Below are 21,556 nucleotides of genomic sequence, written 5' to 3' on the forward strand. Positions count from 1 at the left end.
GGTCTTATGATAACAACATGAACTCACCGGCAGCACGTTTGATCAACCTGTTTCTATGTCTGGCTTTGCTTTTTTCCATCGGCTGTATCGCATCTCCTGCTACGCCTGACGTGATACCTGCTGGTTCACAGTCTATCCCGGCGGCACATACGAGAAAACTGCAGACTCCTCCATACGAAGGCGGCAGCGCCGTCATTTTCGTCCTCGATCAGATCGATGATGACAAATATATTGAGGCTGTGCCGGAGATTATCCGTGTATTCGCGGAAAACGATGCATCTATTGATGTCGCTGTAAAACCCCCTGCCACGAATTTCGGCCTGAACGAAAGCACCAGGGAACTGACCTATTTCTCGGATGCCGGCATCCTTGATACCAGCGTGGACGGCCATTACATAAGCTGGCTGAAGCCTCAGACCTCACTTACCGGCGGCGAATACGCAGCCTTTTCAGCCAACCTTGTATTAACTCGCGATCAGATTAAATACATATTCGGTTCGGCGGTTTACTCCTGCCTGCTGCCGACTGCGGCTATTAATGAGGCCAACTACAGGGCTTTACAGGACAGCGGCTTCAAAGTTATCGCTTACAGCGGTTCGGGTGACCTCAAACCTTCAATCAAACCTGTGAACTGGTCGGGGCAGGTTGATACGGGAGGACTATACCGTCTTCCCATTGTCGGCGAGGCAGACCTCGCGCAGGCTTTCGATAACACAACCGCACTGTACAATGCCGCCAAACGAAGTATCAACGATCTCGGCGTGGCTGTCATAGAGTTACCTGTCACTTCGGTACTCGACACAAACAACAAACCTATGACAGCCAAACTACTGCAATTGTCATCGCTAGTTAAGTCCTGCCAGGGTCTGGGAGATGTTACCACACTGGATAACTGGTACGAGTATATCACCGGGTGTCCTATGGATGCCGCTGGCATTAAGCGGCCGCTCCCCCCTTACCACGGCGGACCGATTATTATTTTCAGGCTGGACGATGTAGCCAGGGGCTACCGGGAAGAGGTGGTGCACGAAATAATAAAGGTCTTTGAGCGAAACGGCGTGCCGCTGGATTGCGGCGTCGTATCCAATGTGGACGGCACCGAATCATATGAGATACCCTGGTTGAAAGAATACGTCGATGATAATGTGGTCGGCATCAGCGTTCACGGCTATGACTGGACATATTATCAACTTGATATCACCCAGAATTACCTGAAACATATCGAGGATAATCCCTGCATAAACGTATACGCCGCCAAGGCCGAGGCGGAAAAAGCCAAAGTGTCCTATGAAGAACTGCAGTACAAGCTGATTCAGGCTCGCTGTAAATACCTGAAATATTTCGGAGTCAATCCCATATCTTTCACCGTCCCCACCGATTACTACGATGAGCTGGGATATAAGGCAATACAGAACGCCGGATACAAAGTATTTTCAGTATATTGGGCGGTGGAACCCTGCTCGTCCCTTAAGCCCGTTGACTACAACTGTCATGTGGATCTGGAAAAGGGCATGTACCGCATACCCACAGCTTCCGACCTGTGTGTCTGGTATAACTGCCAGTGGACCGATGTGGTAAATATGGATAAACCGATGAAACAGCCGGGTTACTGCGTCTACGTTGGTGCTTATGGTGAATCACAGGAATATAATGACGCGGCAATTACGATCTGTAATAACATGAACGCGCAGGGGGTTGCCGTCGTAGGATTGCACCCCGACTGTTTTGTGGACAAAAACGGCAAGCCGGACATGGCCAAGCTTGAACAAGTGGATACGCTGATCAAATGGTTCAAGTCATTTGCGACGATACTGACCTTCGAGCAATGGTACCGCTACCACACGGGCGATAAATAGCCCGTATCAGTATTACAGCGGCTGCTATTTTCGATTTTCATACCAGGCTATGCATTTCTGCATACCTGATTCAAGACCTGTCAGTGGTTTATATGCAAGCAGCTTCTCAGCTTTGGCTGTGTCTGCTATGCGGTTAAATACCTCGATCTCCAATGACCTGAGCCGGTCGTAATCAACATATTTCGTCTTAACTTTGCCTTTCAGAGCCAGTGCGGTTAAAACCATATCGGCCAGCGTATTAATGGATACATCTTTGCCTGTGCCGAAATTCAATATCTGGTTGATGCCTTCATCCATGATACCGGCCAGCAGAGTCATGTGAATGGTGTCTTCGATATATGTGAAGTCACGCGTCTGTTTTCCGTCGCCATAGATAATGATCTCCTGTCCCGCCATAGCCCTGCTGATAAAACGGGACAGTACAAAACGATCATCCTGACGCGGCCCGTATGCATTGAAATAACGTAAAGCTGTGTACTCGAGGCCGAATTTCTGATAGTAAGCCATGCAGAAATGTTCGCCGATCAACTTGGTTAAGGCATATGTGGATTTGGGATTGAACGGCCCCTCTTCCACCATGGGTTTAACGGAATCGCCGTAGACCTCTGAAGAAGAAGCAAAGACAAAGCGTTTAACCTTGTTCCTGGCAGCCAGAGAAATCACATTGGAAGTGCCTATCACTTCGACATTGAGCAGATTGACCGGCTCATCCTGCGTTTCCTCCACTCCCACTACAGCCGCAAGGTGGAAAACCATATCCTGGCCCTTAAACAACGGAGCAATAGCCCGCGTATCTGTGACATCCAGCCGGTGTACTGACAGGTTCTTGCCCTCCTTGAGCCCTTCTATCTTATTGCCGCACAACATGGTATCGATCACAGTCACACTGGCGCCAAGGTCGATCAGTTTTTCCACAAGGTGCGATCCGATAAATCCTGCTCCCCCTGTCACAAGGATCCTCAGTCCGCTGTATTTCTTAAGGATATCGCTCATTATTTTTATCTTGAATAATTATTTATCAGCGACAATAGTCGAGCCGGATGATCGGGAGTTATTTAGCTATCGGCCTTCGACGCTTTGGACGGCTTGGCCTGTAGTTCAAGCAGCACCTCAGCGGGTGATGATTGCTGGCTGCGCGGAGCATCACCGATCCTGGTGACCCTCTCACGTTTGAGATAGGTACCCCCGGCCACGATTATATCTAATAGAGCCTTGATCATAATGAAATCCAGGAACTGTTTGTATCCGATAATGAAGAGAGGTGAATAAAGCGCCAGTTTGAGATCATCTTCGGCCACCAGTATGGCAATTATGGATAGCAGCAGCTGCAACACGGCAAAGAGCGCAAAGGCCAGTACCAGCGTCATCCATTCGCCGTCAATTATCATTATGATCGACGTTACCATAACGACCAGGCTGGCCAGCGGCACCAGTGTCATGGATAACAGCATATAGGGAAACGTCAGCTTGTTCATAATTCCAAACCTGGGGTTAAAAAAGGCGTCTCGATGTTTCCAGAAATTTTGAAAATCGCCGCGGAACCAGCTCAGACGCTGGCGGTAAACATCCTTGATCGTCTCTGGCGCCTCTGTATAACAGATCGCCTCGTTGCTACCATGAAGTATCTGATGCGCTTTAAGCATCTTGATGGTTATATCGAAATCCTCAAGCAGATAGTCGGGATCATAGTATCCCGCTTCCTCGAGAGCCGACTTACGAAAAGCGCTGAAAGCACCGGACGCTACGGTAAGGGAACCGAAATTCTCAAAAGCCCTCCTCACGATCTGAATCTGAACGATATATTCCAACGCTTGCAGCTTGGTGAGCAGATTATTGCGGTTAAAAACCTTTAAATTTCCGGCCACGCCCGCTACCTGAGGATCCTCAAACCCCCTGACCATCTCGTTTATGGCACCGCGCGCAATCATACTGTCGGCATCCACGGTAATCACTATTTCACCCGAGCATATGGCAATGCCCGTATTCAGCGCGGCGAATTTTCCGCCGTTAAGACGTCGGACTACTTTGACACCGCGATGGCTGAACTCGGTGGCCACAGAATAAGTATTGTCTTTGGAACCGTCATCAACCACGATGATCTCTTTATCGGGATAATCGGCCTCGATCAGTGTTTCCAGTGTCCTTGCCAGTACTTTTTCCTCATTAAATGCGGGTACAATGATACTGACTCTCGGCTTATAGGAGCTTGGCTGGAATACCTCTTTTTTCTGTTTTATTTTGTGGAAAATCGCCAGAGGCACGGTGAGGAAATTGATCAGCATGGTAAATACTAAAGAAACCATGAGCACATATATCAGGGCCGAAGGGACCACATCCCAGAGTGTTACCACGAAGATAATGAAGATGATGACAAATATCACAAGCAACGACGTGAGATTCTGCCACTGGCTGGGCTTGGACTCACGGGTCTGTTTTCCTTTAAGCACCCTGGATAGGAAATGAAATATTACTACAATGGCCAGCGCGCCCAGCGCAATCCAAACCGACTCGACGGGCATAAAGTAGAATATACCCATCAGCAATGTCAGAAAAAGGATAGCGACGATAAAAACAGCTATATTTCTCATTTCACTCAGCGGTTATCGGCTCTGACGCGCAGAGTATACCGACTGAATTATTCAAGACAATCACGTCAGTTTTCTCAGGTCCTGCTGCTCAATAATATCAATTTTTTGCTGCATGGCAAATTGTTTTGCCTGTGTGCTTATCTCAGACAGGCCAAGGTATACTTTGTTGCGAATACCTGCATCGAAAGCTGCGGCATCGAACTTGGACAGCTCATCCAGGCCAACCTGTTGACCGGTTTCGTTGCCTATACCGATGGCAATCGTTGGCACCACGATTTTATCATCACGCCTGGCGAAAATATCGAAAATATGTTCGATACCAGATTTGCCGAGGATCAGGGCCCTCTCATATACCTCGTAACCCTTATTGCGAAGGAACCTGACAATTATACCCCGCGCGTTGGCCGCCACCGAACCGGAATGGTTTGCTCCCTCCTCCACCCTGCTCTGCATTCCTATATTGGAGCGGTCAAGATGCGTGATATCCGCAACCACCGTTGCCAGGGTCTTGGCTTCAAACGCCCTGATCATCTGTCGGCCGGCGAAATTCAATGCTTCCTGGCCGAGCTTGGGAATCGCAATTACCACTTTATAGTTAATGCCGATATCATAAGCCCTTGTATCGAATCTGAAGAGAGATTCAAGTCCGACCTCCGGTTCCCCCGATGGGGCCACCAGGATACCTATACCGAGATTGACCTTGGTGATAATATCGTCCCTGATAGCAAGTACATCCACGGTATGCACTGCGCCGGAACGGCCCGTCAGTTGAGCCAATTCATGAACCTGATATCCCCGTTGCTTCAGGAAATCGACAAGCTGGGTTTTTGGTTTCAGCTGGAATTCCAGCCAGCCCTTCTTATCCGGGCTGAACTGGTACGAAGAAGCCTCGACTTCTTTCAGATCCTCGGAGCTCCAAACTTTACGCGTTTTCATATTGCGCCATTTAACGACCGGGACCGTAAATACCTCGCTGCAATCCTGGCACCTGTAGTGTATGCCAACATTGCGATAATCGGTGCCGATCAATCTCAAATCCTTTCGGCACTTTGGGCAGACGTACCTGCTGTCCTGCTTGAAATCCTTATCAAGTCCCACGTATCCGCAGGAAAAATGCTCTACGAGCTGCCCTTTGATGATATTGGAGGAGTCACAGCGCGGGCACCTTTCAATGGGAACCAACTGAAACAATCCGTCGGGATCGACATAAAACTTTTCATACGGTTGTTTGATCAATATTCCCGCATTGGCTAGAGATTCAAGTATGTTTATCGTTTCAACCTCCGATGTATCGATCAAGCTACTAACGGACGGGTATGCATATCCCATTTTGTAACTGAAATCGACAACCGGATTGATATCGGGAATTTTACCGCTCACCAGCGCATCAACCAGTTTGATAACCCTCGGATCCTCGAGAATTGCCGCACCGGCATCCTCTTGAGACGGCTGTGCCTTGGCCACGTAAGCAGACTGCTGTGCCGGAGGGTTAACTATGACGGGGGAGCCTGGCTTTTTAATATCTCGCCCAAGCGGAGGCACTACTACAGGCGATTGCTGCTGTATCTGAGGCGCCGCCGGCCTGGGCACTACTACCACCGGTGGCTCGGGCGCCGGGCTAACCGGCGTTGAAGGCACGGGCGGAGCCGGCGGTACATATGGTTGCTGCACGGGCGGCGCCTGGGTTTGAGGAGCAGCTTCGTACTGCTGAGGTTCGGGCCGGGATCTGATAATAATCCTTTCCTGTCCCGGGGAGGCAGGCTCAGGGGCACGCGTTGGAGCAGCCGCTTCCCTCTCCCCGGGTATTGACCTGGCGGGAGGTTTAACGGCTACTTCCGGGGCAGGGGCCGCCGGCTTCGCAGCGGCATCTTCTGCAACTCCTTCTGCGCCGGGCCGTCTCAGCAACGCTTTGGTACGTGCGAGCAACTCCCGCGGGCTGATGGGTTTGCGCAGATAAAGATCAAAACCCAGCTCCTCTACACGAGACCATGCATCCGAGTCCGGTATAGTCCCGAGAAGAACGATCAAGGCGCCATGCTGTTGCCTTATCTTGAGGCACGCTTCATAGCCGCTGACATCCGACAGCTCATCGTCAATTATTATGACATCGTAGTTGGTTTTATCCATCATTACCAGGCCGTCAAGACACCCCGATGTCCCGTTTGCATCAAGGCCGCTCTGCTGCAGTATCTCGACGTTTTTCTCTTTTAAGACGGGATCGCTTGAAAGAAAGAGAATTTGACTCATATCCAGTCCCTCACGCTTATAATGTTCGTTTTTTCCTTTGCTTTATATATACTCGACCGTATTCCGGGCGATTTTATAACCGTTTTCTTCCTGGATAATTATTTGCGGGCTATCGGGGTTTTCTTCCAGTTTTTCACGCAGGTGACGTATATATTGCTGCAGATTTGATGTGCAATCCACATATTCGATACCCCAAACCTTGGTGAGTATATCGTCCCCCGATATCGTCTTGCCTTCATGCGAAACAAGATATTTAAGAAGGCTTAATTCGGTGGCCGATAGTTTAACCTGTTCCCCGTTCTTCTGAACCGCGCCTGCCGATACGTTCATCCTGATTCTCTTTGCAGCAGGCACACTTTTGGCTCCGGCCGCCGGTGTAGCTTTAACTTCCAAGCTCTTTTTAGGGGCCTCCCTTTTGCCGCGGTGCCTGAATACAGCCTTCACGCGAGCAAGAAGCTCGTTATGATTAAAAGGCTTGACAATATAATCATCCGCACCCATCTCCAGGCCCCTCACTTTATCGGTCTCGTCACCCCTTATTGTGAGTATAACGATGGGTATATCGCTGTAGCTACGTATCTCCTTCAAAACCTTCATACCGTCCATGTCGGGTAACCCGAGGTCCAAAATGATCATATCGGGCGATTCAGACTTCATTAATGCGAGTCCCTCTGCACCCTTTACGGCCGGTATTATCTTAACTTCAGGCATATGCATCTCGAATATCAGATTGGTTACTTCCCTGATATCAGCGTTATCCTCTATGAGCAGGATCTTCAATTGTCCCGGCATACGGCTATTACTCCACCTTATTTTTCATGTATCGGCAACGAGAAAGAGAAGGTGCTACCTTTGCCGACATCGCTCTGCACCCAGATTGCACCCCCATGCAACTCCACAATTTGCTTACTGATGGCCAGCCCCAATCCCAATCCTGGTATTCCCGACCTGTCAGAAGACGGATGATAATAAGGGATGAACAGCTTCCGTTTCTCTTCATTGGGAATGCCCGGCCCCGTGTCCTGCACGTTGATCACCAGCCTGTTCCCATCCTTGGCTGCCCTGAGAAAGATCTGTCCGCCTTCCGGTGTAAATTTAATTGCATTGGATAAAAGATTCAACAATACCTGTTCAATGCGCTGATCATCAGCATTGATCTTAATGTAAGGTTCCACCTCCAAACTGAGTGTCTGCTTTTTCTGCCTGGCCAGTGATAATACCTGGTCAGCAACCTCAGCAGCCAGCATCGAGAAGTCGAAGTCCTTCTTTGCAATCCCGTATGATTCATCCTTATTCTTGGACAGGTTGATCAATTCGTTCAGGCGGTTTTGCAGGCTCGATGCGCTACGCGAAATATTCTCGGCCAGTTTAAGTAAAACCGTCTCGTGCCGCCTGTCCAATTCCTCAATCAACAGACCCGTGGAAGCTATGATGGCGGTAAGAGGCGTCTTCAACTCGTGACTTAAAGCGCTTAAAAACAGATGTGTATGTGTAATCTCATCTTGTTGTTTGGCAGCCTCATTATCAACAGGCCCGCTCGAAACTTTACGACAAACCTCCGATATGCTGGCACTGACGGCTGCCATCAATTTGAGCTCATTTACCGTAAAGATATCAGCCTTGGCAGATAATCCGCCAATAATCCCCAGCAGTTGTCCCCCCGAGATTATCGGTGAAGCGATAAACGACAGGAACCCGCTTTGTACGGCTGATTCCCAGCGGTAGTTGGCATCGTTTGCCATATCGTTGCAAAATAGCGGTTTGCGCGTCTGCGCCACTACTCCTATGATGTCGTTGCCTACGGTCATTGCCTCCAGTTCCTTGACAATTTGATCCGGTAAACCGTGGTGCAATACCAGCGTCAAAGTTTTATTGCCCGGGCTGTATTTTTGTACCCAGCAGACATCAAGATCAATTACATTCCCGAGCTCCCAGAGTACACCGTCCAGTACCTCCCTTTCCGACAACGAACTGGATACGATATCGGATATATCGGAGAGAACGTACAGATACTTGTTCTTGTGTTGACCCTGTTGTTGCATACCTAATCAGCTTCCATTATAACTAAATCCATCAATATGTCAATCATAACAACCCAGAACCATGCGACGATCACAACAAGACCACGCTGATCCGTTTTGACACAGTTTCATCTCGCAGTTAAACTATGCATGATCTGATTGACCGGTAAATTAATAAATATCTGTGAGGGATAAATGGCAAGGGCAGAATTAACCGTTAACGATCTGAGAAATCTGGAAAGCAGGATTAGGGATAAATCGGCTGACATCGGGGTTGTAGGTTTGGGATACGTGGGATTGCCCCTGGCGCTGGCCTTTGCTGAGGCAGGATTCACTGTAACCGGTGTTGACGCTGATAAGGGACGGGTCAATAAAATTACACGGGGCATATCTTACCTGCTGGATATAGAATCGGCGCGCCTTAAAAAAGCTGTCGCCAAAGGAAGATTAAAGTCAACCACCAGCCAATCGGCGCTGCGCAGAGTAGATACTATTATTATCTGTGTTCCGACCCCGCTTACCAAAACCAAGGAGCCTGATCTGACCTATATCATCAGCGCCACCAACGATATCGCGCGTTTTCTGAGGCTGGGGCATCTGGTTATTCTAGAGAGCACTACCTATCCGGGCACCACGCGGGAGATTGTGCTGCCGATACTGGAATCGACCGGGCTTAAAGTAGGCGTAGACTATTTCCTGACCTTTTCACCCGAACGTATCGATCCGGGCAGCCGGAAATTTACAATCAAAAACACCCCCAAGATAGTCGGAGGCATGGAACCCACATCCACCAAGCTCGCCGCGTTGCTCTACCGGCATGTTTCAGACAGGGTGCTCGAAGTATCCACACCGGAAGTAGCTGAGATGGACAAGGTCTTCGAAAATGTATTTCGCAGTGTGAATATCGCTCTGGTAAACGAGCTCGCCAAACTCTGCGAAAAGATGAAGATAAATGTATGGGAGGTCATCAAGTCCGCTTCCACAAAACCCTTTGGCTATATGCCGTTTTATCCGGGTCCGGGCGTGGGCGGGCATTGCATTCCTCTTGACCCGTACTATCTCGCCAGTAAAGCCAGGGAGTATTTTTTCCATACCAGGTTCATCGAGCTGGCTGCCGAAATCAACGAAACGATGCCTGAGTACATTGTCGAGCAAACCGTGGCTGCGCTCAACACACGAAGTAAAAGCTTGAAAGGGTCAAAAATTCTTATACTGGGTGTGGCCTACAAGAAAGATATCGAGGACGTCAGAGAGTCACCCGCATTAAGGGTTATCGAACTGCTGCTCGAGAAGAAAGCTACGGTGCACTACCATGATCCTTACATCCCTGATTTCAGGGAGGGCAACCATAAGCTCCGCTCGATCAAGCTCACGAAAAAAGTATTCGGCAATTATGATTGCGTGCTAATCGTGACCGATCACAGTTGCTATGACCTGAAATCGATAACAAAGGAAGCCAAGCTGATATTCGACACGCGCGGATGCACGGTTGGCATCAACTCCGCAAACATCATCCGCCTGGGCGAATAGGCATCCTTCAGATCTGACGTAAGCGAATCAGGATTTTTGAGTAACCTTTCTTATCTGGCTGTCTATTATCGACTGCACCAGCCCGGGAAAGAGCCTTTTCATAAAATGGGTATACTTCGTGCCTGAACCAGGTAGTATCAGAAATTGCCCTTTGCCCATGCCGGCCACCACCTCCCTGGCGACATCAATCGGTTTCAGCAGGGAAGCGGATGAAGAAATTGCCTTAGTCTCCTCCGGTTTGATCTTATTGGACCTCTCGAGCATCGGTGTATCCACATCAGGAGGACACAACACGGAAACAGAGATATTTAACGGCTTCAATTCGCTGCGCAAAGCTTCAGAGAAACCGATAACCGCGAATTTGGATGCGCTGTATGCGCTCAGGCCGTACACGCCAATATAACCGGCCACTGAGGATACGTTTACTATGTATCCACCATGGTTCTTCATATATGGCAGCAGTATCGATACAGTGTTCCAGGTCCCGTGCAGATTGATATGAACGATTTCCTCGAATTTAACATAGGGGATATCCTCAAACCGCTGAGGAAAAGAGATGCCTGCGCTGTTTATCAGTATATCCGGGACGCCTAAATCGGCTACCGTCCTGTTGAGGACATCCTCTACCTGATCGCGCCGGGATACGTCGAGCATCATCCCCAGGAAACGTTGTTTCTGCGTTACCCTGTTCCGTTCGATTTGCGCAATGGCCTTATCGAGTTGTTCCTGGCCGCGCGCGAAGATCGCCACATCGGCGCCCCGGGCGGCCAGCAACTCCGCACAGGCCAGGCCTATGCCGCTCGATCCTCCTGTAATAAAAGTGATCTTCCCTGCAAAGTCCTTAATCTTCATCTCTGCCAACCCCCAACGCACCTTGAAAATAGGCGCGATATCAATATTAACGCGTAAGCAGGGCAGCTTTCCATCTGCCCTGCCTGTTAATTCCCGGCCTGGATTTAACCAAGGTCAACGAGGTTTTTCATACCTGAGCGCAATCTTGAGAGCTGGATAAAATGCGTGGGATTAATGAAGAGCTCCGTGAGATCGGCTATGTCATCAATTGTCGCACCTTTCTTCAGCAGGTACAGCAGGTACTGGAATGAGTCCTTTCCCCCATAGCCCACATGCTGGGCGCCCAGGAATTTTCGCGTCTTCGCATCGTATATAATCTTCTGGAACCCGGACAGGTCCGGCCACTGATGGGCATATTCCATTGTTCCCTCGGCGAGGGGCAGGGGCAGCCAGTTCTTGTAGCCCTGTATGGGCATCCTGACCACAAAGACCTGCCCGATCTTCTCGCGCGCTTCTTTCTCGGTCATGCCCACCCAGGTTGTCTCGTAAAAGGTATGCAATGTATCTGCAAACAGCTCGGTCTCGAATTCCGCTGGAGCGCCCAGTATATTCTTGGCCGCCATCATTCCTCCCTGCCTGGCCTTCCACATCTCCATGACGCCTCCCGTAATATCGCCGCTGGCGTATACCCCGGGTACGTTGGTCGCCATATGCTTGTCAACGATTATCTCTTTCTTGGGGCCTGTTTTCACACCGATCGGAGTGACAATATCTGAACGCGGCGTGCACCCTGTCCCCAGATAGACCAGATCTGCTTTAATTACCTTCTCGACGCCGTCTTTTCCCTTCACCGTCACGGATTTGACCGAGCCGCTGCCGTTGATGGATACCAGTGTGGTCTCGTCGAGCACGGGCAGGCCCCTGATCTTCATCATGCGCAGAGTGTATTCCCGCACATCATCATCAATGGGGAACTGGCTGAGAGCCGGCATCATCTCGACCACGGTGGTGTTGCATCCGACTGCATTAAAAAAGGCGGCCCAGGGCAGCCCGCTCTTGGAGGCGCCCACCACAACTACATCCTTGGGCTCGTAGTCGAGCTCGAGAAAGTCCGCATAAGTATAAACGCCTTTAAGATTGGTTCCAGGTACGGGCGGTACCGAAGGCCCGGCGCCCGCCGCCACTATGATGTTCTTCGTTTTAAACTCGCCCTTACCCTCGACTGCGACAGTATGCGCATCGAGAACGGACGCGCGTTGATTGAGCAGGAATTGAAGTTTCAGCTGTTCCTTGCTCTGGTGAAACATAAAATCGAACACATACTCACGCCCGATATGGTAATCCCTCAGTACCGGCAATATTTCAACCTTGCCGTTTTTCCTGGGGAACTTGGGCCAGTACTCCTTCTTATCCCAGATCCTGGCCTTATCCAGCTCAACCGCAATCTCGTACAGGTAGTGGTGCAGCACACAGGCGTTCTTGCAGCACTTGCCGCCCAGGTGATTGTCCGCCTCGATGGTCAGCTGGTTGCCGCCCATGGCGCGGAAATAGGATGAGCCGAACCTTCCCGATGCGCCACCGCCGATAAAGATAGCGTCCCATTCCTTGGTAGTCGAATCATAATTGTCATATGGCCTTCTGTTATCGTAAAAAGTTGTCATTCTCTTTCTCCTGCATATTAATCAAACTGAGATTCAGTCCTTTAAAACATGCGTGACTGTACGCACGCAATCAAGCTTGTTACAGGTTGCCTCCAGCTTGTCGATGTTTTTAAAAGCCAATCCAAAGTTGTCCGTATTCAGCTTGACCTTGCAGACAAAGCATTTGAGCTTACCGGCAACGAGGTTGTCCCAGATTCCCAGGTATTGCAGGTGGTCTTTGATTTCGCCCTGATAAGACTGCAGACGCATCTTACTCCTCCTGATTTTATATAATTTATACTATTTAACGTAGAACCTGGGCCTGATCCTGCTCCAGAATGATGGACAGGCCATGACCCGCGGATTCTTTCCGACGACTTTCTCGGCTATCTTCATGGCTTCGCCGAAATCTCGGGCTGGAGTGCAGCCGACATCGCGCGCTGCGCCAGGGCCGCCCGTGCCGCTGACCTGCACCTGGGCCAGAGGATTGTCCATCCCCGGCACGCCGGCCATAATGATCTTATTGGCCTGGTTAAGGGCATACTCGCTCTCATACATCAGCCAGAAGCCATGCACCGGCGCATAGGCATGGGCATGCCTGTACTTGAAAATGAGGTCCTCGCGGTACATGAACTCCTCTTCATAAACGGACAGCTCCCGCATCGAGAAGCAGTTACGGTAAAGGTCGAGTATCTCTGCATAAGACGGGTGCGACCTATCGTCTATTGTGCCATCGCAATGAGCCAGCGCGATGACCACACCGCCTTCCCTGAGCACCGGCTTGTTGACCCACATACGTACAGGGGCGCACGCGGCAGCCAGCGCTATAAGCGGATTACTGGTCTCGCCGTAAAGCGAGTAACGCGGCACACCGTAGATAAGCACATCGGCCTGCGGCACCTCCATATGATAGATGCTTTCGGCAAATTTCCAGGTAGGTTCGTTGATCTCAGGCGAATAACCTGCAAAAACACCGGCCGGGGCGCCACCAGCGGTGGGGACGACATCCACATAAAATACGCGCTTGCCGGTGAATTTTTCGATCTGAGCCATGACCGCTTCCTTGTGAGCGCGATACATCATGGTATGCTGATTGCCGTGGCAGGAATCAGGATGGCCGACCACCGGAAAACCGTGCGTTGATGTCATACTTCGCGTGCTGGGAAAACCGATTATCACGCCGGTGCCCGTCATACCGCCCCAGTTTGAAACTACGACGGTGCCCGTATATATAAAAAGATCGGAATCCTGCAGCGCCCTGTTGTACTCCACATAATCACCCATAGCAGACGTGCCCATATATACGAGGTTTTCTGTATCATGGCAATCATGGTTGATAACTCTCGAGGCGCTTCCCGGGGGCGCAAACCTGTCATAGATGGCCGGCCCCAGATAAGCCCTTAACTGAAGGTCGGTCCACTTGCAGTGATTGCCGCTGCCGCATAGTAAATATATATTTTCTTCTTTCACACCGGCCTTAAGAAGCTCTTCTATCAGAATAGGGATAATCATCTGCCGCGGTTTCCCCGGTCGGGATGGGTCATCAAAACCGATGGTAACCTTGCCGTTACGCGCTTTTTTGGCCAGCTCGGACAGGGGCGGCGCGCCTACCGGCTTCGCAATAGCATCACGTATAGCTTTCTCGGGGTCCTGCAAGGCTGGAGGATTGGGGATCTCTCCCACTACCGTGTCTCCCGGCACCTCAATGTCTATCTTCTTATCCCAATAGTCTGCCTGGATTGTTTTCTTGCTCACCGTTATCCTCCTTAACAATTAAAAACGATCTTGATTCATCTACTGATCAAATTCAAAGACGGCTTCATAATATCATAGCTATAATTTCAATCCAAAACACTGCTCTTCCATCACCGGCATTAGACAAATTATACAAATATTGTATAATTTAATCAACCCTTTGTCGACTGGTATAATTTGCTGAATCAGGTGGTGTAGATGAAACTTATATTCAAGCTGCTGATGAGTTTTGTGCTGGCGTCGTTGTTATTTCTTCCCGCCAGTGGTCTGTGGGGCTGTGCGCCCGCGAAGCCGCCCTCGATACGTATCGGCTATCTGCTGGGCGACCTGCACCAGTTGCCGTTCTTTGTGGCCGAGGACAAGGGATTCTTCGCTGAGGAAGGCCTGGATATAGAGGTGGTGGGGCCCTTTGAGGCAGGGCCTGCAGAGATGGATGCCCTGGCAGCCGGCCAAATCGATATGGGCTACGTCGGAATGGCGCCTGCTGTGATGGCGGCTGCACGCAAGATTCCACTTTCCATAGTATCGGGTGTCAATCTGGAGGGTTCCGGCCTGGTGACCCGTACAGATATAAGCAGTGTTTCTGAACTGAAGTCAAAAAAAATAGCGACGCCTGCGCCGGGATCGATACAATATGTAATGTTCGGTATGCTGCTGGCTGATAATGATTTAGGTTACAACGACATCGAGCTTTTTCCCGGTACGGTTAAACCGCCGGATATGCCGCAGTCACTGCAGACCGGACGCATCGACGGATACTTTGTATGGGAGCCTTTCGTAGCCAAGTCTGTGGTAGGCGGCTACGGCGTAGTCCTTGTGGAATCAAAGGATATCTGGCCCGGCCATCCCTGCTGCGTGATAGTGGCTGCAGGTGATTTCGTCAGATCGCATGACGGCACCGTAGCTTCGGTAATACGAGCCCACTGCAGGGCTATTGATTATATCGAGTCCAACCCTGACGAAGCCAAGGCCATTGCAGCCAAATGGACCAAACTGGATTCTGCCGTTATCGATAACGCGTTCCAGCGGGTTAAATACACCTATTCTCTAAATAAGGACGATGTCAAGAAATTTATTGGGGACATCATTAATCTTGGTGAGACAGGAGCTATCAAGCCGATAATAACAACTGTTGATGTCGCGGATTTAGATAAGTTTGTCGAGATGGTTGTAGATACCAAATATATTCAGAGGTGAGGCCACGCGTCCTTTACGACTAATTTCGATCCTCCTGTTCCTTGTTATCTGGGAAGGGGCAGCCCTCCTGGCCGATATACCTCAGCTTTTTCCGACTCCTGTTGCCGTAATTGTCGCCCTCGGACAGCTGTTTGTCGCACCCGGCCCTCGCGGATTATCCTGGGCCGGCGAATTAATGGGCAATACATTAATCAGCCTTTGGAGGGTCATGGTCGGTTTTGCGCTGGCGGGAGTAACGGGAATATTGCTGGGCATCATCATCGGTTGGTGGCGAAATGCCCGAGACCTGCTTGAGCCGATCGTAGAGCTGCTGCGTCCTATCCCGCCGCTGGCCTGGATACCGTTGGCCATGCTGTGGTTTGGGCTTGGTTTCAAGCCTGCGGTCTTCCTGATCTGGCTGGGCGCCTTTTTCCCGATTTTACTTAATACGGTGCTTGGCATGGAGAGCACGCCCAACAAGCTGGTGGAGGTAGCTAAAACGCTTGGCGCCGGACCCTGGCAGATACTGTTCAAGGTCGGTTTGCCGTCGGCGGCTCCCTCCATCATGGCAGGCCTGCGCATCGGCATCGGGGTAGGATGGATGTGCCTAGTCGCGGCGGAGCTTACGGGATCCAACTCCGGACTGGGTTATATGATAATGTATTACTACTCCACGATGGAGGCATCCAAAACGGTTGCCGGCATGCTGATGATCGGCATTGTGGGCTTTCTGATGTTCGTCGGACTAAAAAAGATCGAGGACAACATCCTCTTCTGGAAGACGGCATGAGCGACAAAAAGCTAGTCATCGACGGCGTTACTAAAACCTTTATCGAGAAAAAAGGCGGCACATCCACCATGGCCCTGCGCGAATTCAGCCTGGAAATTGACCAAGGCGAGTTTGTCTGCCTGGTGGGTCCTTCCGGATGCGGTAAGACCACGCTGCTCAAGCTGGTAGCCGGCCTCGAACAGGCCAGTTCAGGAGCTATTTATCTCGATGGGAATCCGGTAACCGGGCCGGGCCGAGAGAGGGGTCTGGTCTTTCAGGATTTCGCATTGTTCCCCTGGAGGGATGTCCGAGACAATGTGGCCTTCGGTCCAGAGGTTCTCAAAGTGCCACTCTCTGAGCGACTGCGAATCGCTGAACACTGCATCGACCTCGTTGGACTTGCGGGCAGCAGTCATAAGTACCCTTCTGAGCTTTCCGGAGGCATGAAGCAACGTGTGGCCATCGCACGCGCCCTGGCCAACAGTCCTGAACTGCTGCTGATGGACGAGCCGTTCGGCTCCCTAGATGCGCAGACACGCTATCTTATGCAGCAGGAGCTGCTCGGCATCTGGAACTTGAATAGAAAGGCTGTTATCTTTGTCACCCATAGCGTCGAGGAGGCTGTTTTCCTGGCAGAGAGAGTGGTGGTCATGAGCTCCAGCCCCGGCTCTGTTAAAAGCATCTACCCTATCAACCTGAGCTATCCCCGCCGCCTGACTGATGCTGCTTTTATAATGCTAAGAGAGAAAATCACATCCGATATTGCCGCGGAAGTGGGCTGACTATCTCTCATTTATCCTTGTATCAATCGCACCAATAAAATATACTGCGACATTAAGGGAAGGGAACTTAAAGAAGCTGGTACACATGAACCTGGAAAGCCTGCTTATACAGAAAAAAGAGGCGTTATTGCGCAGGTGGCTGCGCGTAATATTTGAGCCCTGCGGGCCTGGCGCCGCAATGTCGGCGCCGGCCGGATGTGACAGATTTACGGATCCTGTAGGGTATACAATTTCCAACAACGCGGCTCATCTGCTGTATGCGTTGATAAAAGGAGACGACCCGGAAGCATCACGGGGATGCCTGGAAAAAATTATTAGAATAAGGGCCGTACAGGACCTCACGCAGTCACAGGCAGTGGGATTTATGCCCGGCCTTAAAACGGTGATCAGAAGCCTGGTCATGGAAGAAGTCACAAGATACGGATTAATGGAAGAGCTCAACGAGCTTGAGCAGAGAATCGACTGCCTGGTTCAGATATCGGATGAGTTATACGTAAACTTGAAGAATAAGATACGTGAACTTGCAATCAAGGAAGCAAAAAAGGACAATGATTTCAAGGCCAGGGTAATCAACATACGTAAAATGTGAGACAGGTGATGAGAATAATCTGGCCCCTGATTGCAGTTATTGCCGTTATTCTGCTGGCGGTGGTCAGCGTCGTTGTTCCGGCATCGCAGCTTATATTCGGTGTAATATTGCCGTACCTGGCAATCTCGGCGTTCATCGCCGGATTCATTTACCGGGTAATACGATGGGCCAACTCGCCTGTGCCTTTCAATATTCCGACCACCTGCGGTCAGGAGGCTTCTTTTAATTGGATAAAGAGCGATAAAATCGAAAGCCCCCGCAGCAACTGGGGCATATTTGGTCGCCTGGCGCTGGAGATCCTCTTTTTCCGCTCACTTTTTCGTAACAGCAGCATGGGGCAGGTTGATGCGCAAAGGCTGATCTACGGCGGCAGCCGCTGGCTCTGGCTTGGAGGGCTGGCCTTCCACTGGTCACTGCTTATCATCATCATCCGCCACCTGCGTTATTTCACTGAGCCTGTCTTTCCTCCCTCGATATGGCTGTCTTCATTCGATGGAATACTTCAACTGGCTTTGCCCGCCCTCTTCATCTCGGATTTCATCATTCTTGCAGCAGTGACCTACCTTCTGATCAGACGCCTTATCTCAGAACGGATCAGGTATATGTCTCTCGCCTCGGATTATCTGGCACTTTTTCTAATCCTGGCAGTAGTTATTTCCGGCATCCTCATGCGCTCCGTATTCAAAGTGGACCTGATTGCAGTCAAGGAACTGGCGATCAGCGTAATCACTTTCAGGCCCTCTGTTCCTGCGGGCATCGGCCTTCCTTTCTACATCCACCTGCTGCTTGTCTGCGCTTTAATTATCTATTTCCCCTTCAGCAAGATGATGCATATTGCCGGTGTTTTCCTCAGCCCCACCCGCAACTCAAAGAACGACAACCGCAGCGTGAGGCATGTTAATCCCTGGAATCGTCCGGTCAGAGTACATACATATGCCGAATACGAGGACGAATTCAGACAGCCCATGATCAAGGCAGGCATTCCCGTCGACACAAATATTTCTGCGGGGAGCAGTGATGGCAGATAAGCTAAGCAGGCCGGAAGAGATGGCCGGCATTGATTATCATGCTCCTCAGCAGGACTGGATGGACCCGTCCGTCGAGTTTAAAAGAGGATCCTACTGCTATGCAGCACCTCTGAAAAACCAGGAGCAATTACAGCTGCCCAATCCGCGCCAGTGGAACCCGCAGGATGCTGACTGGAAACTGCCGCCGGACTATAAACGTATCATCCTGCAGGGCATGAAAGACCGGCTGGAAAAATACCGCTCATGGAAACTATTTCTGGACATTTGCGTGCGCTGCGGAGCCTGCGCAGATAAATGCCACTACTACATTGGATCGGGTGATCCCAAGAACATGCCGGTCATGAGGGCTGAATTATTGCGATCGGTATACCGCAGGTATTTCACCATCGGGGGCAGGCTCCTGGGCAAGCTGGCCGGCGCCAGGGAACTGGACGAGCAGGTTATTAAAGAGTGGTATTACTACTTTTACCAGTGTTCGGAGTGCCGGCGCTGTTCCGTCTTCTGCCCTTATGGCATCGATACCTGCGAAATCACAATGCTGGCACGCGAGTTGCTGAATCTGGTGGGCTGCTCGACCGAATGGGTGGTCAGCCCGGCGTCCAACTCATTCCGCACGGGCAACCATCTGGGCATTCCCCCGCATGCCATGAAACAGAGTCTGGAATCGGCGCAGGATGATATCAAAACCATCACCGGCATTGAAGTGAATGTACCAATCAATAAAAAGGGCGCCGAGATCCTTTTTGTCACCCCTTCAGCCGATTTCTTTGCCAGCCCGGCCTGGTACACGCTGATGGGCTACATGATGCTCTTTCACGAGATCGGTCTGGACTATACATTCAGCACCTACGCCTCTGAGGGGGGAGATTTCGGCCTTTTTCACTCAGCCGAGTTGGCCAAGAGCCTGAACGCTAAAATATACGCAGAAGCCGAGAGGCTAAAGGTTAAATGGATATTGGGCGGAGAATGCGGGCACATGTGGCGCGTAATCCACCAGTATATGGATACCTTCAACGGCCCACCGTCGTTCCTCGAGCAGCCGGTCTCGCCCGTAACCGGCACCAGGTTCGATAACGCCAGGTCGACCAAAATGGTTCATATCTGTGAATTTACCTCGGACCTGATATACAACGGTAAACTGAAGCTGGATCCCGGGCGCAATGATAAATGGAAGGTGACCTACCATGATTCCTGCAATCCGGCGAGAGCCATGGGGCTGCTTGAAGAGCCCCGCTACGTCATCAACCATATATGTAACTATTTTTATGAGATGCCGGAGAATACCATCAGGGAGCGCACTTTCTGCTGCGGCAGCGGAGCGGGACTGGGCTCCGACGAGAATATGGAGATGCGGTTACGCGGCGGGTACCCCCGCGCTAATGCTGTGCAATATGTAAAAGAAAAACATGGCGTGAACGTGCTGGCCTGCATCTGCGCCATAGACAAGGCTTCATTTCCACCCCTGCTGGAGTACTGGGTGCCCGGAGTAGAAACGGCCGGGGTACATGAACTGCTTGGCAATGCCCTCATCATGCAGGGCGAGAAACCGCGGGAGACAGACTTAAGAGGAGAACCTCTGACCAATACATCTTCAGAAGGCGGAGCGCAAGATGTATGATAAAGGCAAGATAATCGGCGGATTGGCCATTTTCCTTTGTCTGGCCAGCTTCCCTGTCTGGTACACGGCAGTTAGCGGAAAGGCCGATTACCGCACAAACCACGTTTTGCCGGCCAGTGAGAACCAGTGTGTGGAGTCCGCGCAGTATATGAAAGCGTATCATATGCAGCTTATGCAGCAATGGCGCGACCAGGCAGTCAGGCAGGGCGATAATATATACGTATCCAGCGATAACCGCACATTCGACATCAACCTGACGGATACCTGTTTCAAATGCCATGCCAATAAAGCTGACTTCTGCGACCGCTGTCATAACTATACGGGCACAGCTCCCAACTGCTGGGATTGCCATAACGTACCGCCGGCCAATGCGCCGCCGCAGGTGACGAAATGAACAATATGAATATCGATCGCCGCTCTTTCATCAAACTGGCCGCTCTCGGCCTGCTTGCCCTGACGGCCAAACCTGCCCTTGATCTTATCTCAAGGCCTTCTACGGCCAGGGCTCTCGACGGCCCATTCTCCGGAAAACGTCTGGCGATGGCTATAGACCTCAAAGCCTGCACAGCCGGAGACGGCTGCGTCGATTGCATTGCCGCGTGCCACCGAGTACATAACGTCCCCGACATAGGCAATATTAAAGAGGAAATCAAATGGCTGTGGGAGGTCGACTACAAGCAGGCTTTCCCCGGTCAGGAGAACGGATTCGTCAGGGACCCGCTGCTGGATAGCAGGGTGCTGGTACTGTGTAACCATTGCGATAATCCGCCCTGCGTTAAAGTGTGCCCGACGCAGGCGACCTGGAAGAGGGAAGACGGCATAGTTATGATGGACTACCACCGCTGCATCGGTTGCCGCTATTGCATGGCGGCTTGCCCCTATGGCTCCCGCAGCTTTAACTGGCGCGATCCGCGCCCTTATATCAATACCATCGAGCAGAGCTATCCCACCCGCACGAGGGGCGTGGTCGAGAAGTGCAACTTCTGCGAGGAACGACTATCAGATGGGCTGCAGCCTGCCTGCGTGGAAGCTTGCAGCAGCGGGGCTTTAAAGTTCGGAGACCTGAAGCCGGGTACGGAGTTGTACGACCTGATTTCATCGCAATTCAACCTACGGCGTAAGGCCGAGCTGGGTACGCGGCCGCAGGTCTATTATTTACTGTAGG

The 21,556-nt window shown here is 51.0% G+C and carries 19 protein-coding genes; 10 read left to right on the forward strand and 9 right to left on the reverse strand.

Annotated features, from left to right (window positions below):
• Positions 1 to 17: 17 nt before the first annotated feature.
• Positions 18 to 1,856 carry a DUF2334 domain-containing protein gene (locus tag WC359_09880; GenBank protein MFA5400737.1) on the forward strand — a complete coding sequence of 613 codons (1,839 nt, stop codon included), beginning with the start codon at positions 18 to 20 and terminating at the stop codon, positions 1,854 to 1,856.
• A 24-nt stretch (positions 1,857 to 1,880) separates the two neighbouring features.
• Here the strand turns inward: WC359_09880 and WC359_09885 are convergent, their stop codons facing one another.
• The 5 genes from WC359_09885 to WC359_09905 all read right to left on the reverse strand — a co-directional run bounded on the left by WC359_09885 (position 1,881) and on the right by WC359_09905 (position 8,733).
• Complete coding sequence (locus tag WC359_09885) at positions 1,881 to 2,849, reverse strand: GDP-mannose 4,6-dehydratase (protein MFA5400738.1); 969 nt, start codon at positions 2,847 to 2,849, stop codon at positions 1,881 to 1,883.
• A gap of 62 nt (positions 2,850 to 2,911) precedes the next feature.
• Positions 2,912 to 4,444 (reverse strand): glycosyltransferase, encoded by a 1,533-nt coding sequence (locus tag WC359_09890; protein ID MFA5400739.1) that lies wholly within the window; start codon positions 4,442 to 4,444, stop codon positions 2,912 to 2,914.
• A gap of 60 nt (positions 4,445 to 4,504) precedes the next feature.
• Positions 4,505 to 6,691, reverse strand: a complete 2,187-nt coding sequence (locus WC359_09895) for a response regulator (GenBank protein ID MFA5400740.1) — start codon at positions 6,689 to 6,691, stop codon at positions 4,505 to 4,507.
• A gap of 42 nt (positions 6,692 to 6,733) precedes the next feature.
• Positions 6,734 to 7,483, reverse strand: coding sequence for a response regulator transcription factor (locus WC359_09900; protein ID MFA5400741.1), 750 nt, complete (start codon positions 7,481 to 7,483; stop codon positions 6,734 to 6,736).
• Positions 7,484 to 7,500: 17 nt separating this feature from the next.
• The gene (locus WC359_09905) at positions 7,501 to 8,733 is read right to left on the reverse strand and encodes a GAF domain-containing sensor histidine kinase (GenBank protein ID MFA5400742.1); all 1,233 of its coding nucleotides are present in this window, start codon (positions 8,731 to 8,733) and stop codon (positions 7,501 to 7,503) included.
• Between the two features lie 174 nt (positions 8,734 to 8,907).
• On the opposite strand from WC359_09905, the gene WC359_09910 reads away from it, so the two are divergent.
• Positions 8,908 to 10,242, forward strand: a complete 1,335-nt coding sequence (locus tag WC359_09910) for a nucleotide sugar dehydrogenase (protein ID MFA5400743.1) — start codon at positions 8,908 to 8,910, stop codon at positions 10,240 to 10,242.
• 27 nt (positions 10,243 to 10,269) lie between these two features.
• On the opposite strand, the gene WC359_09915 is transcribed toward WC359_09910, so the two are convergent.
• The 4 genes from WC359_09915 to WC359_09930 all read right to left on the reverse strand — a co-directional run bounded on the left by WC359_09915 (position 10,270) and on the right by WC359_09930 (position 14,429).
• The gene (locus tag WC359_09915) at positions 10,270 to 11,094 is read right to left on the reverse strand and encodes an SDR family oxidoreductase (GenBank protein ID MFA5400744.1); all 825 of its coding nucleotides are present in this window, start codon (positions 11,092 to 11,094) and stop codon (positions 10,270 to 10,272) included.
• Between the two features lie 104 nt (positions 11,095 to 11,198).
• Complete coding sequence (locus WC359_09920; protein MFA5400745.1) at positions 11,199 to 12,695, reverse strand: NAD(P)/FAD-dependent oxidoreductase; 1,497 nt, start codon at positions 12,693 to 12,695, stop codon at positions 11,199 to 11,201.
• A 33-nt stretch (positions 12,696 to 12,728) separates the two neighbouring features.
• On the reverse strand, positions 12,729 to 12,944 hold the full coding sequence (locus WC359_09925; protein MFA5400746.1) for a hypothetical protein: 216 nt from the start codon (positions 12,942 to 12,944) through the stop codon (positions 12,729 to 12,731).
• A 30-nt stretch (positions 12,945 to 12,974) separates the two neighbouring features.
• Positions 12,975 to 14,429, reverse strand: coding sequence for a lactate racemase domain-containing protein (locus tag WC359_09930; GenBank protein ID MFA5400747.1), 1,455 nt, complete (start codon positions 14,427 to 14,429; stop codon positions 12,975 to 12,977).
• A gap of 198 nt (positions 14,430 to 14,627) precedes the next feature.
• On the opposite strand from WC359_09930, the gene WC359_09935 reads away from it, so the two are divergent.
• The 8 genes from WC359_09935 to WC359_09970 all read left to right on the forward strand — a co-directional run bounded on the left by WC359_09935 (position 14,628) and on the right by WC359_09970 (position 21,555).
• Positions 14,628 to 15,626, forward strand: coding sequence for an ABC transporter substrate-binding protein (locus WC359_09935; GenBank protein MFA5400748.1), 999 nt, complete (start codon positions 14,628 to 14,630; stop codon positions 15,624 to 15,626).
• A gap of 175 nt (positions 15,627 to 15,801) precedes the next feature.
• On the forward strand, positions 15,802 to 16,395 hold the full coding sequence (locus tag WC359_09940; GenBank protein ID MFA5400749.1) for an ABC transporter permease: 594 nt from the start codon (positions 15,802 to 15,804) through the stop codon (positions 16,393 to 16,395).
• On the forward strand, positions 16,392 to 17,156 hold the full coding sequence (locus WC359_09945) for an ABC transporter ATP-binding protein (protein MFA5400750.1): 765 nt from the start codon (positions 16,392 to 16,394) through the stop codon (positions 17,154 to 17,156). The genes WC359_09940 and WC359_09945 overlap by 4 nt, the downstream gene beginning before the upstream one ends.
• An 85-nt stretch (positions 17,157 to 17,241) precedes the next feature.
• Positions 17,242 to 17,745, forward strand: coding sequence for an RsbRD N-terminal domain-containing protein (locus WC359_09950; GenBank protein MFA5400751.1), 504 nt, complete (start codon positions 17,242 to 17,244; stop codon positions 17,743 to 17,745).
• Between the two features lie 8 nt (positions 17,746 to 17,753).
• The gene (gene dsrM / locus WC359_09955) at positions 17,754 to 18,773 is read left to right on the forward strand and encodes a sulfate reduction electron transfer complex DsrMKJOP subunit DsrM (GenBank protein ID MFA5400752.1); all 1,020 of its coding nucleotides are present in this window, start codon (positions 17,754 to 17,756) and stop codon (positions 18,771 to 18,773) included.
• Positions 18,763 to 20,391: a (Fe-S)-binding protein gene (locus tag WC359_09960; protein ID MFA5400753.1), complete on the forward strand. Its 1,629-nt coding sequence runs from the start codon at positions 18,763 to 18,765 to the stop codon at positions 20,389 to 20,391. The genes dsrM and WC359_09960 overlap by 11 nt, the downstream gene beginning before the upstream one ends.
• Positions 20,384 to 20,785, forward strand: coding sequence for a sulfate reduction electron transfer complex DsrMKJOP subunit DsrJ (dsrJ, locus tag WC359_09965; GenBank protein MFA5400754.1), 402 nt, complete (start codon positions 20,384 to 20,386; stop codon positions 20,783 to 20,785). Before WC359_09960 ends, dsrJ begins: the two co-directional genes overlap by 8 nt.
• A complete protein-coding gene (locus tag WC359_09970) occupies positions 20,782 to 21,555 on the forward strand; it encodes a 4Fe-4S dicluster domain-containing protein (GenBank protein ID MFA5400755.1) in 774 nt (257 codons plus the stop codon). The genes dsrJ and WC359_09970 overlap by 4 nt, the downstream gene beginning before the upstream one ends.
• Position 21,556: the final 1 nt, after the last annotated feature.

The sequence above is a fragment of the Dehalococcoidia bacterium genome (assembly GCA_041653995.1).
In the GTDB taxonomy this organism is placed as follows: domain Bacteria; phylum Chloroflexota; class Dehalococcoidia; order GIF9; family UBA5629; genus CAIMUM01.